Source organism: Sphingomonas sp. NY01 (assembly GCF_038809135.1).
GTDB lineage: Bacteria > Pseudomonadota > Alphaproteobacteria > Sphingomonadales > Sphingomonadaceae > Sphingomonas > Sphingomonas carotinifaciens.
This window is the reverse complement of sequence record NZ_CP101722.1, coordinates 2,382,572-2,395,525: the sequence shown is the minus strand read 5'-3', so window position 1 is coordinate 2,395,525 and position 12,954 is coordinate 2,382,572. Positions and strand designations below refer to the sequence as shown.

The following is a 12,954-nucleotide window of genomic DNA, read 5'->3' as shown; positions in this document are numbered from 1 at the left end:
TGTGCGTATGGCTTCGATCGAGCCGGAGAGTGTGGCGGGGCGGGCGACCGCGGAGAATGGCATCGTCATGCTGGATGGACCGAACGGCGTGGCCGTGGCGATGACACCGGCGGCGGCGCGCGATACCGGTCGCTCGCTGATCGCCGCGGCGGATGCAGCCGAGGGGCAGGCGCAACCGTCCCAGGAATGAACGCCGGCGGTCGCAACAGGCGAAACGGGTCAGGGACCTTTACGCATTGTGGCAGAGGCTTATGGTGGCAGGGTTTTTCCAACGGGAGCCCTTTGTGCGCCATGCCTTTCTCGCCGCCGGACTTGCGGCGTTGATGTCCACCACTGCCATTGCCGGGGAACAGGCCGCTGCACCCGCCGCCGCCCCGGCCGCCAATGCCAATCCGCTGCTTGCCACCTGGACCGGCCCTTATGGCGGCGTGCCGCCCTGGGACAAGGTAAAGCCGGAGCTGTTCCCGCAGGCGTTCGAAGTGGCGCTTGCCGAGCGGGCGGCGGACTATGCCAGGATCGCCAACGATCCCGCCAGGCCGACCTTTGCCAACACCTTCGTGCCGATGCAGAATGCGGGCGAGCGATTGGGCCGGGTGATGACGCTGTTCGGCGTGATGACCGGCAACATGAACACGCCCGCCTATCAGAAGATCGATCGCGAATGGTCGCCCAAGCTGGCAGCGGCGCAGGACCGGATCACCTTCGATCCCAAGCTGTTCGCGCGGATCGAGACGATCTATCAGGCGCGCGACACGAGCGGGCTGAACGCGCAGCAGAAGCGGCTGGTGACGCGGACCTACGACATGTTCGTGCGGCAGGGTGCGAAGCTGGATGCGGCGCAGAAGGCGCAACTGTCGCAATATAACCAGCAACTCGCCACCGCCTTCTCGGAATTCTCCGAAAAGCTGCTCGGCGACGAGGGCAAGGCGATCCTGGTCACCGACGAGCGGCAACTCGCCGGTGTGCCCGACAGCGTGAAGGCGGTCGCCAAGGCGGCGGCCACCGAGCGGGGACAGACCGGCTGGGCGATCGTCAACACGCGCTCCGCGGTCGATCCGGTGCTGACCTTCGCGACCGATCGCGCGCTCCGGGAAAAGGTGTGGCGCGGCTTCGTCAATCGCGGTGATAACGGGGACGCCAACGATACGAACGCGACGATTGCGCGAATCGTGAAGCTGCGCGCGGACCGGGCGCACCTGCTCGGCTTCAAGACACACGCCGACTGGCGGATGCAGGACACGATGGCCAAGACACCGGCCGCGGCGATGGACCTGATGATGCGCGTCTGGCCCGCCGCCAAGGCGCGGGTGGCCGAAGAGGTTCGCGACATGCAGGCGATCGCGGATAAGGACGGCGGCGCGAAGATCACGATCGAGCCGTGGGATTACCGGTTCTACCAGGAAAAGGTGCGCAAGAGCCGCTACGACCTGGATCAGGCGGAGCTGAAACCGTATTTCGAGCTGAACAACATCATCCAGGGATCGCTCTATGCCGCCAACCGGCTGTACGGGCTGAACTTCAAGGAGATTACCGGCACCGTGCCGGTGTTCGAGCCGAACATGCGCGTGTGGCACGTGACCGACCGGGCGGGCAAGGAAGTGGGCCTGTTCTACCGCGACGATTTCGCGCGGACGGGCAAGCGATCGGGCGCCTGGGCAAACACCTATCGCAGCCAGCGCAACCTGCCGCCGGTGCGCAACGTGCTGTCGTCGAACAACAACAACTTCGCGAAGGGCGCGCCGGGCGAGCCGATCCTGATCAGCCTGGACGATGCCGAGACGCTGTTCCACGAGTTCGGCCATGCGATCCACGCGATGTTGCAGAACGTCTATTATCCGGGGCTGGCGGGCACGCCGCGCGACTTCGTGGAATATCCCAGCCAGGTGAACGAGCATTGGCTGCTGACCCGCGACGTGCTCGACAAATATGCACGCCACTACCAGACCAAGGCGGCAATGCCGCAGGCGCTGCTCGACAAGATCAAGGCGTCCGAGACGTTCAACCAGGGCTTTGCGACGACCGAATATCTGTCCTCGGCGATCGTGGACATGAAGCTGCACACGGTGGCGGACGGGGTGGTCGATCCCGACCGGTTCGAGCGTGAGACGCTGACCGAGATCGGCATGCCCAAGGAACTCGTGATGCGGCACCGCCTGCCGCAGTTCAATCACCTGTTCTCCTCCGACAGTTATTCGGCGGGCTATTACAGCTATTTGTGGTCCGAGACGATGGACGCGGACACCTTTGCGGCGTTCGAGGAAGCGGGCAGCCCGTGGGACAAGGCGACGGCGGATCGCTTCGCCAAGGTGCTGCTGTCGACGGGGAACGAGACCGACCGGGCGGATGCCTATCGCGCGTTCCGGGGGCGTGGCCCGGACGTGAACGCGCTGTTGAAGCAGCGCGGCTTCCCGGCGCGGTAAGGACCTCCACCTTCCAACCAGAACCGGTTTCCGGTTACGTGGGCGCGCCGCCGGTCCTATGATCGGCGGCGCGTTTTCATGTCGGGGGACGGCATCGCCCCGGCTAAGCTGTGGGGGCGGTCATGCGGGTCAGACGAATTGCCAAGCGGGCCGGGCTGATCCTGCTGGCGGTCGTGATCTGCCTTGCCGCATGGCTGTTGATCGCGCCGCCGACGCTGCTGCGCATCGGCAGCGGCTATACCGCCAAGATCGTCTGCTCCAACGTCTTCCTGGCGGGGCGGGATGCCGATCAGGTGCGACGCATCGACGTGCAGGCGCCGGGCAATCCGCTGTTGCGGCTGATGTCGGTGGATGTCGACCGGGCACGGCGCGTGGTGTCGGTGGCCATGCTGGGCGTGATCGGGCGCAACCAGGCGGTGTACCGCGAGGGGCTGGGCTGTACCACGGTGCCGGACGGCGATGTGGAGCGGGTGCGGGCGCAGGTCGCACCATCGCGGCCGATGCTGCCGCCGCCTGCATCATCGGCGTCCTGGCCGACGGGAAGCGCGCCGGGGAACGCCGACCCTGCGGTCGCGGCTCTGCTGGCCGACGACGCGCTGGTCGGTCCCGGCATGCGTGCGGTGGTGGTGGTGCGGGACGGGCGGATCGTGGGCGAGCGCTATGCGCCCGGGTTCACCGCCGATACGCGATTGATCGGATGGTCAATGACGAAGACGGTGACGGCGGCGCTGGTCGGCACCGTACTCGACCGGTTCGGGGGCGTGGGCGCACAGGGCCTGCGGCCGGAATGGACCGATGCACGGGCCCGCATCACCTTGGCGCAGTTGCTCGGCATGGAAAGCGGTCTGGCCTTCAACGAGGATTATGGCAGCACGTCCGACGTGAACCGGATGCTGTTCACCGCGCCCGATCCGGCCGGCTATGCCGCGGCCATGCCGCTGGCGGTGACGCCGGGGACGGTGTTCGATTATTCGTCGGGCAGTTCGGTGATCCTCGCCCGACTGTTCCAGGATCGGTTCGCACGGCCGGCGGATGCGCTGCGCTGGCCTTATGACAGGCTGTTCGGGCCCGTGGGCATGCGCAGCGCGGTGCTGGAGGTCGATGGACGGGGAACGTTCGGAGGGGCGTCGTTCCTCTATGCCACGGCGCGAGACTGGGCGCGGTTCGGGCAATTGCTGTTGCAGGATGGGGTGTGGGCGGGTGCCCAACTGCTGCCGCGCGGCTATGTCGCGTGGATGCACGCGCCGAGCCGGGCGTCGGGTGGGCGATATGGACGCGGACAGGTGTGGCGCCGCCTGCCGCAGGGAATGGACCGGGCGGGCCTGCCGGCCGATACCTACTGGATGCTGGGGCATGACGGGCAGTCGATTGCGATCATCCCCTCGCGCCAGATGGTGGTGGTGCGCATGGGCCTGACGCCGCGATGGGCGGGATATTCGCCTGCACCGCTGGTGCTGGGGGTGACCGCGGCCGGCCGTGCGAAGGGGAGGGTGGTGGACGCACTTGGGCTCGAACCAAGGACCCGCTGATTAAGAGTCAGCTGCTCTACCAACTGAGCTATGCGTCCGTACCCGTCAGGGGCGGAAAAGGGATGGTGGACGCACTTGGGCTCGAACCAAGGACCCGCTGATTAAGAGTCAGCTGCTCTACCAACTGAGCTATGCGTCCATTCCCGCCCGCGCCGCGATGGAGCGCCTTGGTGAAGCGCCCCGGCATCGGGGAAGCGCGCGGTTAGCACCCGCCGCGGAGTTTGCAAACCCTTTTTTGCCCTACCAGCGCGTTGCGCGGCGATTTTCCCGGTCGAGGCTCATCAGGATGCCCAGGCACAGCAGCACCGTCATCTGCGACGACCCGCCATAGCTGACCAGCGGCAGCGGAATGCCGACAACGGGGGCGAGCCCCATGACCATCATCAGGTTGATCGCGACATAGAAGAAGATGGTGGTGGACAGGCCGGCGGCGGCCAGCCGCGCAAAGCGTGTCTTGGCGCGCTGGCCGACATCGATGCCCCAGCGGATGACCAGCAGGAAGGCCAGGATCAGCAGGCAGCCGCCGACCAGACCCCATTCCTCCGCCATGGTGGCGAAGACGAAGTCGGTATGCCCCTCCGGCAGATAGTCGAGATGGCTTTGCGTGCCGTTCAGGAAGCCCTTGCCCCAGATACCGCCCGAGCCGATCGCGATCTTGGATTGGCTGATATGATAGCCGGTGCCGAGGGGATCGCTTTCGGGATCCATGAAGATCAGGACCCGGTTCCGCTGGTAATCGTGGAGCAGCAGATTGAAGGCCAGCGGTGCGGCGATGGCGACGCTGATCGCGCCACCGATGAAAAGCCGCAGGGGCACGCCCGCCAGGAACATGACGGTGACACCGCCGGCGCAGATCATCAGCGCGGTGCCGAGATCGGGCTGCTTCATCACGATGACCGCCGGAATGCCGATCAGCACCGCCGCCGGCCAGATGCCCGACCAGCGCCGCGTCTCGGCGGGGGGCAACACCTCGTAGAAGCGGGCACAGGCCAGCACGATCAAGGGCTTCATCAACTCGGAGGGCTGAAGGCGGATGAAGCCGACATCCAGCCAGCGCTGGCTGCCGCCGCGTACCGCGCCGAGCAGCTCGACCAGGATCAGCGCGGCGACGATTGCAATATAGCCGGGCACCGCGATCCCCTTCCAGAATCGCTCCGGTAGGCGGGCCAGCACCAGCGAGCCGGCGAGCAGCACGAAGAAGCGGATGCCCTGCAGCATCGCCCAGGGCTTCAGCGATCCGCCGGCCGCCGAATAGAGCACGACGAGGCCGAAGCTGCCGATCGCGGTGACCAGCAGGATGACGCGCCACGGAATGCGTGCCAGCGGTTCGGGGATGATCCGGTTGCGGCTCATTCGTCGCCCTCGGGGATGGAGGCTTCCGCGACCGTGTTGCCGGTGGTCTGGGTGGCGCGCGTCTCCGCCTCGCGGTCGGCGGCGGCGGCGGCGGCCTCGACCGCGGGCGCGTCGGTGGGGATGACGGCGTCGGTCTTGGTCGCGGGCATCGGCGCGTTGACCGCGCGGTAGGCCGCTTCCTGGAAAGCCATGCGCGTCTCGATATTGCCGCCCCAGGTCGGCTCCACCTCGGCGAGGCTTTTGAGCGCGCGCTCGCGGTCGAACAGATAGGTCATGATGTCGCGCCCGATCATCGGCGTGTCGAGGTTGCGGACCGTATGGCCGTTATGTTCGAGCACGATGCCCGCGGCATAACGCGGATTGTCGGCAGGCGCGAAACAGACGAGCAGCGCGTGGTCGCGCAGACGGAAGGGCAACTGGCCGTTCTTCAGCACGCCTGCACGCCGCTCCGCCATGGTGATGCGGCGGACCTGTGCGGTGCCTGTCTTTGCCGCCAGACTGACGCCCGGCACATACATGCGCGCCGCACCGCCGGTGCCGCCGCCATTCACCACCCCGAACATCGCCTCTCGGATGATGCGAAAATGATCCTGGTCCAGCGACAGGAACGGTGCGTTGCGGTGAACGTCGGCGGCCAGCAGGCTGGGCTGTAGCGCGCGGCCGGAAGCGAGCCGCGCCGCCATCACCGCCAGTTGCAGCGGATTGGCAAGCACATAACCCTGCCCGATCGAGGCGTTCAGACCGTCGGCGACGGTCCATTTGGTCTTGTACTTACGCTGCTTCCATTCGGAATCGGGCACGGTGCCATAGCGCTGGGTCGCGAGCGGCAGGTCGAATTTCTGGCCCAGGCCCATCATCCGCGCGACCGGGGCGATCCGGTCATAGCCCATGCGGCGGATCATCTCGTAGAAATAGATGTCGCAGCTTTGTTCGATCGCGCGCTTCAGATCGACGGGGCCGTGCCCGCCGCGCTTGTGACAGTGGAACACGCCGGTGCCGACGCGCATCGCACCGGAACAGAATACGCGCTCCGACGCCGGCACGCCGGCATGGAGCAGCGCCAGCCCGTTCATCGGCTTGACCGTCGAGCCCGGCGGGTAGAGCCCTTGCGTTACCTTGTTCATCAAGGGGATGTGATCATCGTCCGACAGCATCTTCCATTCGAGATGGCTGATGCCATCCGAAAAGCTGTTGGGGTTGTAGGCCGGCATCGACACCATCGCGAGCATCTCGCCGGTGAGGCAGTCCATCACCACCGCGGAGCCGGAATTGGTGCCGAGACGCCGGGCGACATATTCCTGCAGACCGGCATCGATCGTCAGGCGCGTATTGTGGCCGGGTATGTCGGGGCGGGTGGCCAGTTCGGCGACCAGCTTGCCGCGCGCGGTGACCTCGACCCGCTTGGCGCCGGGAATGCCGCGCAGCCGCTTCTCCAGCGTCTTTTCCAGCCCGTCCTTGCCCAGCTTGAAACCGGGCGTGACCAGCAGGGGCTCGCGCGTTTCCTTATATTGCTCGGCAGTGGGGACGCCGACATAGCCGGTCAGGTGCGCGACCGCGGCGCCGGCGGGGTAGTAGCGCGCAAAGCCGCGCGTCGGCTGTACGCCCGGCAGTTCGGGCAGGCGGACACTGACCGCGGCGAAGCGCTCCCAATCCAGGCGTTCGGCGACTTGCACCGGCTTCAGCCCCTTGGCATCCTTCAGGTCGAGGCGCAGGCGCTCCATGTCCTCGGGCGGCAGGCGCAGGATCTGTTGCAGCCGGGCCAGGACCGCGTCCTTGTTCTCCAGCCGCTCCGGGATGATGTCGACGCGAAAATCGGTGCGGTTGTTGGCGATCGGCAAACCGTTGCGATCGATGATCCAGCCGCGGCGGGGCGGGATCAACGTGGTGTTGACGCGGTTGCTTTCCGACAGAAGCTGGTACTTCTCGTTCTGCGCGATCGACAGCCACGCCATGCGGCCGGCGAGCAGCAGGCCGATACCCGCTTGCCCCGCGCCCAGCACGAAGGCGCGGCGCGAGAAGCTGTAGGCCTGGGCGGCCTCGGTCATGGTGCGGGCGGGGCGCTTCACGCCGCCTCCCGGCCGCGCTTGCGATCGATCCAGGCGACGGTGCGCGCCGCCAGCGGAAAGAGCATGATCGTCATCACGATCTGCGCCACTAGCACGGTATCGACCTGCGCGCCCAAGGGAACCGCGATCAGCCGGCCCATGACCAGGCAAAAGGCGATACCGCCGGCCGCGATCAGCCAGTCCTGCCAGAAGTCGCGAAACACCAGGCGCTGTTCGATAAGCTCGATGGCGAGAAACGTCGCGGACCAGAGCAATACCGCCGAGCCGAGCGGCTGGCCGCTGGCGAGATCGTCGAACGCCCCCAGCGGCGCCGCCGCCCAAGGGCGCAGCGCGAATCGGGCGAGCAGCCGCCAGGCGAGCAGCATCAGCAGCCCGAACGGCGGCAGCACGGGGAAGGTGGCGATCGCCGGCAGGATGGTGACGAGCGACCCCGCCATCACCGTGATCCACGGCAGTGCGCGGGCGCGCCCCGGCGGCAGGCCGGGGTCGAAGGGTTTATAGTCCTGGGGGCTCACGGGCGGGGTGCGGGCGGGGCGGGGGGAAGGGGCAGGAAGGCGCGCTGGACGATCGCGAAATCGAGCGAGTCGGGGCGCGCGAAGGTACGGGCAGGCATGGAGTCATTGCCGGTCCGCACCACGCGGGCGACCGGGATGCCGGGCGCGTAGAGGCCGCCGGTGCCGGAGGTGACGAACAGGTCCCCGGTGGCGAAGCGCACATTGGTGGTGTTGACCGAGCGGATATCGACCATGCCGTCGCCGCGCCCGACCGCGAGCGCGGGCAGGCCATCGCGGGTACGGCGAACGGGCACGATGCTTTCGGCATCAGTGAGGAGCAGGATGCGGGCGACCGCCGGACCCGTTTCCACGACGCGGCCGATCAACCCGTCGGGCCCGCGCACGGGCATGCCGGGCTCCACGCCCTGCGCGCGCCCGGCATTGAGCAGCGCGAAGCGGCGGCCGCTGGACGCGGTGGAGCTGACCAGCCGCGACGTCACCACCGTATCGGCCGAACGGTCGCGAACGGCGAGCAGTGCGCGCAGCCGGCGATTGTCATAGGCGATGGTGCGGGCACGCAGCAGCAGCGCCTCCGACCGCTTCAATTCGGCACGCAGGCGGGTGTTCTCGTCATGGACGAAGAAATAGGTGGCGATCGTATCGGGCACCGACACCACGCCGTCGATCGCCCAGGCGGCGCTGGCGGAGACGGGCGCGGTGACGCTGGCCACCGCCATGCGCATCGCGGCGAAGGCGGGCGGGTTGAACCGCGATGCGACAAGCAACGCCGCCCCCACCAATGCGCCCGCCACCGCGAGCACATAGGCCAGAAACGCTCCATATTGCCGCCGCCGCGAAAACCCCGTGCGACGGTCGCGGGCAGGCGCCATGCGCCGGTCCCCCTGTCCTTCGAGGATTAGCCGTTGAGCAGAACGCCGCGGTACATCGGGTCTTCCAGCGCCCGGCCGGTGCCCAGTGCCACGCAGGTCAGCGGGTCCTCCGCAACGGTGACGGGGAGGCCCGTCTCGTCGCGCAGCACCTCGTCCAGACCCTGGAGCAGCGCGCCGCCGCCGGTGAGCACGATGCCCTGATCGACGATGTCGGCGGCCAGTTCGGGTGCGGTGTTCTCCAGCGCGACGCGAACGCCCTCGACGATCGTGGCGACCGGTTCCGACAAGGCCTCGGCGATCTGGCCCTGATTGATCTGAATTTCCTTGGGCACGCCGTTGACGAGGTCGCGGCCCTTGATGTGGATCACGGTGCCGATGCCGTCGACCGGCGGCTTGGCGCAGCCGACCTCCTGCTTGATCCGCTCCGCGGTCGCCTCGCCGATCAGCAGATTATGGTTGCGGCGGACATAGCTGACGATCGCTTCGTCCATCTTGTCGCCGCCGACACGCACCGAGGTGGTGTAGGCGAGGCCACGCAGGCTGAGCACGGCGACCTCGGTGGTGCCGCCGCCGATGTCCACGACCATGCTGCCGATCGGTTCGGTCACCGGCATGTCGGCGCCGATCGCGGCGGCCATCGGCTCCTCGATCAGCCACACCTGGCTGGCGCCCGCGTTAGAGGCGGCGTCGCGAATCGCGCGGCGCTCCACCTTGGTCGAGCCCGAGGGCACGCAGATCACGATTTCGGGCCAGCGGGCGAACTTGCGCGGACCGTGCACCTTCTGGATGAAATATTTGATCATCTGCTCGGCGACGTCGATATCGGCGATGACGCCGTCGCGCAGCGGCCGGATCGCCTCGATCGTGCCGGGGGTCTTGCCCATCATCAGCTTGGCGTCGTCACCGACCGCCTTCACGCGCTTCACGCCGTTCAACGTCTCGACCGCGACGACCGACGGCTCGTTGAGCACGATACCGCGACCGCGCACATAGACCACGGTATTCGCGGTGCCGAGATCGATCGCCATGTCGTGCGACATGAATTTCAGGAAGCGGGGCAGGGGCATCGACACTCTTGTTCCGTCTGGAGGCCGGGGGGACGGCCGTTCGCACATCATCCAGCGAGCCCCAAGGCCTAAGAGCCGGAACAAAGCCAGGAGCCAGAACAGGCGCCGGTTCCGTCACGTTTGCGGGTCGCGGGATGCCGCCGCTTGGGCTAGGGAATGATGCATGTCAATACGGCGTCTCCCTGCGCATCTCGTCAATCGTATCGCGGCCGGTGAAGTGGTGGAAAGGCCCGCCAGCGCGTTGAAGGAACTGGTTGAGAATTCGCTGGATGCCGGTTCCACCCGAGTCGCGGTAACGCTGTCCGCGGGCGGCACGCAGCGCATCGAGGTGGCCGATGACGGGTGCGGGATGGATGCCGGCGACATGGCGCTGGCGCTGGAGCGGCACTGCACCTCCAAGCTGCCCGACGAGGCGATCGAGAACGTCACGACCCTGGGCTTTCGGGGCGAGGCGCTGCCCTCGATCGCGTCGGTCGCGCGGGTGACGATCGAAAGCCGGCCGGCGGGGCGGGACGGATGGTGCCGCGCGGTCGACAATGGCGAGGTGGTGCGCGACGGCCCCGCCGCGACGCCGCCGGGCACGCGGATCGTGGTGGAGGACCTGTTCGCGCGGGTGCCGGCGCGGCGCAAGTTCCTGCGCTCCGCCCGGTCGGAATATGCCGCCTGCCTGGATGCGGTGCGGCGGCTGGCGATGGCGCGGCCCGACATCGCCTTCTCGCTGGAACATGACGGGCGCCGGGTGCTGACCGTGCCGGCGGGGCAGGACCGGCCGGCGCGCGTCGCGATGCTGACCGACAAGGCGCTGGCCGAGAATGCGGTGCCGATCGACTGGGTGCGCGAGGAGCTGGTGCTGGGCGGGGTGGCGGGCATCCCGACCTTCAACCGCGGCATTGCCGACCACCAGTATCTGTTCGTCAACGGGCGACCGGTGCGCGACCGCCTGCTGATGGGGGCGATCCGCGGCGCCTATGCCGAGATGATGCCGCGTGACCGGCATGCGGTGGTGGCGCTGTTCCTGGACGTGCCCGCGCATCAGGTGGACGTGAACGTGCATCCCGCCAAGACCGAGGTGCGCTTTCGCGACCCGGCGATGGTGCGCGGGCTGATCGTATCGGGCCTGCGCCGCGCGCTGGACGAGGCGGGGCATCGCAGCGTGCAGCGGCCGGCGGAGTCGGCGCTGGCGATGTGGCGCCCGGAACCGGTGGCGCCCGTCGCGGCGGCTGCCTGGCCCGCTGGTCCGACCGAAACGCCGGTGCTGGAGCGGCGATCGCTGTTCGAGCCGCGGCCGCATTTCAACGCACCCCCGCCGCTCGCCCGCGCCGAGCCGGCCTGGGCGCCGCCGCCGCAGATCGCCGCGCATCCGCTGGGCGTGGCGCGTGGGCAGGTCGCCAAGACCTATATCGTCGCCGAATCGGAGGATGGGCTGGTGCTGGTCGATCAGCATGCGGCGCATGAACGGCTGGTGCTGGAGCGGATGCGCGCGGCGCTGGCCGGAGGGCGCGTGGCGTCGCAGGCATTGTTGCTGCCCGAGGTGGTGGAACTGGACGAGACCGCCTGCGACCGGCTGGAGGCGCGGGGGGCGGAACTGGCGGAGTTCGGGCTGGAACTGGAGCGGTTCGGACCGGCGGCGATGCTGGTGCGCGCGACCCCGGCGCTGCTCGGGCAGAGTGACCCTCGGGGCCTCGTCGCCGATCTGGCGGACGAGCTGGCGGCGTATGACGAGGCGCTCAGCTTGCGCGAGCGGCTGGACCATGTCGCATCGACCATGGCGTGCCACGGATCGGTGCGGGCGGGACGCATATTGTCGGTCGCGGAAATGAACGCGCTGCTGCGCGAGATGGAGGCGACGCCGCATTCGGGCCAGTGCAACCATGGCCGGCCGACCTGGGTGAAGCTGGCGCATGGCGATATCGAGAAGCTGTTCGGGCGGAAGTGATTCGCCAAGGCTTTTGGCCGGCCGTTTCGCGGAAGTGGACACTACGTCCCCCATCCCGTGTCCACTTACCATTTTTGCAATCGTCCCATGGTGCCGGATGATCGACGGGGACGGCGTGCAGGCCATGACCCCCGCATAGCAGAGTGCGAACCTGTAGGACAGGCGCGGGCATGAGGGTGGTGGTGTCTGGCGCGGGGGCGGCTAGGATGGCCGCCCTAGCCACAGGGAGGTATGGGATGCGCTGGACGACGGGGTTGATGCTGCTGGCCTTGCCGGCCGCACTGGCGGCGCAGGAGCGCGAGCCGGCGGTGATCCAGGTTGCCGGTACGGGGTCGGTAAAGACCGATCCCGACATGGCGTCGATGACCTATTCGGTGACCGGCGAGGGCGCGACGGCCGATGCCGCATCACGCGCGCTGGCGACAAAGGCCAAGGCGATCGAGGCGGGGCTGTTGAACCTGCTCGGTCGTGGAACGGCGATCACGACCAGCAACGTCAACGTGGCGGAGGTGCGGGGGGCCGAGTGCCGGACGAACTATGGTGAGCAAAGGCTGAGCGAGGGCGCCTGTGCGGTGATCGGTTACATCGCGTCGCTGCGTGGCGCGGTGGAGACGGGCGCGGTCGGCAAGGTGGGGACGGGCGTGGGGCTGGCGACCCGGCTGGGCGCGCAGCAGGCGCAGATGGGTGGCTTTGCCCTGCGCGATCCAGCGGCGGCGCAGGCCCGCGCGACGCAGGTGGCAGTGCGCGATGCCAAGGCGAAAGCGACGGCGCTGGCCGCGGCGGCGGGCGTGCGGCTGGGTGCGATCCTTGCGCTCAACGACGGTTCGGGACCCGGCGTCGAAAATCTGCTGATCGAGGCTGACGATATAGGCAGCTTCACTCCACCTCCGCCGCCGCCCCCTCCTCCGCCGCCGCCGGTCGTGATCGAGGTGAAGCCCGCACCGATCGAGACGAGCGCGCGGGTCTCGGTTCGGTACGCTATCCTGCCCTGAAGAAACCCCAGCGGTTCATCTTTGCGCAACCTTTCCATGGGTCGCGCATTCTATCGCCAAAGACACTCCACTCGTCGGAAATCGGATCATGAAGCAGATCGTCCCCATCCTGTTCGCCGCCATTCCGCTGGCCGCCATGGTCGGTGCCTGTGTGATGTGCCCATAACGATAGCGGCGTGATCCGCGCTTGCGCGGGGCGAGGGAAAG

At 67.9% G+C, this 12,954-nt stretch carries 10 protein-coding genes and 2 tRNA genes; 4 read left to right on the top strand and 8 right to left on the bottom strand.

The window, feature by feature from the left end; translation table 11 throughout:
* The first annotated feature begins 7 nt into the window (after window positions 1-7).
* Together NPJ82_RS11555 and NPJ82_RS11550 are read left to right on the top strand one after the other, a co-directional pair.
* Window positions 8-190, top strand: a complete 183-nt coding sequence (locus NPJ82_RS11555; protein WP_112382715.1) for a hypothetical protein — start codon at window positions 8-10, stop codon at window positions 188-190.
* Window positions 191-284: 94 nt separating this feature from the next.
* Complete coding sequence (locus NPJ82_RS11550) at window positions 285-2,420, top strand: M3 family metallopeptidase (RefSeq protein WP_342657456.1); 2,136 nt, start codon at window positions 285-287, stop codon at window positions 2,418-2,420.
* Window positions 2,421-2,709: 289 nt separating this feature from the next.
* On the opposite strand, the gene NPJ82_RS11545 is transcribed toward NPJ82_RS11550, so the two are convergent.
* The 8 genes from NPJ82_RS11545 to NPJ82_RS11510 form a co-directional block, all read right to left on the bottom strand.
* A complete protein-coding gene (locus NPJ82_RS11545; protein ID WP_342657455.1) occupies window positions 2,710-3,033 on the bottom strand; it encodes a hypothetical protein in 324 nt (107 codons plus the stop codon).
* A gap of 878 nt (window positions 3,034-3,911) precedes the next feature.
* Window positions 3,912-3,987: transfer RNA gene (locus NPJ82_RS11540), tRNA-Lys, on the bottom strand.
* A 25-nt stretch (window positions 3,988-4,012) separates the two neighbouring features.
* Window positions 4,013-4,088, bottom strand: a tRNA-Lys gene (locus NPJ82_RS11535).
* 101 nt (window positions 4,089-4,189) lie between these two features.
* Entirely contained in the window at window positions 4,190-5,302 is a 1,113-nt protein-coding gene (gene rodA, locus NPJ82_RS11530; protein WP_112382716.1) for a rod shape-determining protein RodA, read from the bottom strand.
* Complete coding sequence (gene mrdA, locus NPJ82_RS11525) at window positions 5,299-7,368, bottom strand: penicillin-binding protein 2 (protein ID WP_342657454.1); 2,070 nt, start codon at window positions 7,366-7,368, stop codon at window positions 5,299-5,301. Before mrdA ends, rodA begins: the two co-directional genes overlap by 4 nt.
* On the bottom strand, window positions 7,365-7,883 hold the full coding sequence (locus tag NPJ82_RS11520; protein ID WP_112382718.1) for a rod shape-determining protein MreD: 519 nt from the start codon (window positions 7,881-7,883) through the stop codon (window positions 7,365-7,367). The genes mrdA and NPJ82_RS11520 overlap by 4 nt, the downstream gene beginning before the upstream one ends.
* Window positions 7,880-8,752 (bottom strand): rod shape-determining protein MreC, encoded by an 873-nt coding sequence (mreC, locus tag NPJ82_RS11515; RefSeq protein ID WP_112382719.1) that lies wholly within the window; start codon window positions 8,750-8,752, stop codon window positions 7,880-7,882. Before mreC ends, NPJ82_RS11520 begins: the two co-directional genes overlap by 4 nt.
* 26 nt (window positions 8,753-8,778) lie before the next feature.
* On the bottom strand, window positions 8,779-9,819 hold the full coding sequence (locus NPJ82_RS11510; protein ID WP_112382720.1) for a rod shape-determining protein: 1,041 nt from the start codon (window positions 9,817-9,819) through the stop codon (window positions 8,779-8,781).
* A 163-nt stretch (window positions 9,820-9,982) separates the two neighbouring features.
* On the opposite strand from NPJ82_RS11510, the gene mutL reads away from it, so the two are divergent.
* Both mutL and NPJ82_RS11500 read left to right on the top strand, forming a co-directional pair.
* Entirely contained in the window at window positions 9,983-11,755 is a 1,773-nt protein-coding gene (gene mutL / locus NPJ82_RS11505; protein ID WP_342657453.1) for a DNA mismatch repair endonuclease MutL, read from the top strand.
* A gap of 236 nt (window positions 11,756-11,991) precedes the next feature.
* On the top strand, window positions 11,992-12,747 hold the full coding sequence (locus tag NPJ82_RS11500) for an SIMPL domain-containing protein (RefSeq protein ID WP_342657452.1): 756 nt from the start codon (window positions 11,992-11,994) through the stop codon (window positions 12,745-12,747).
* The last annotated feature ends 207 nt before the right edge of the window (window positions 12,748-12,954 follow it).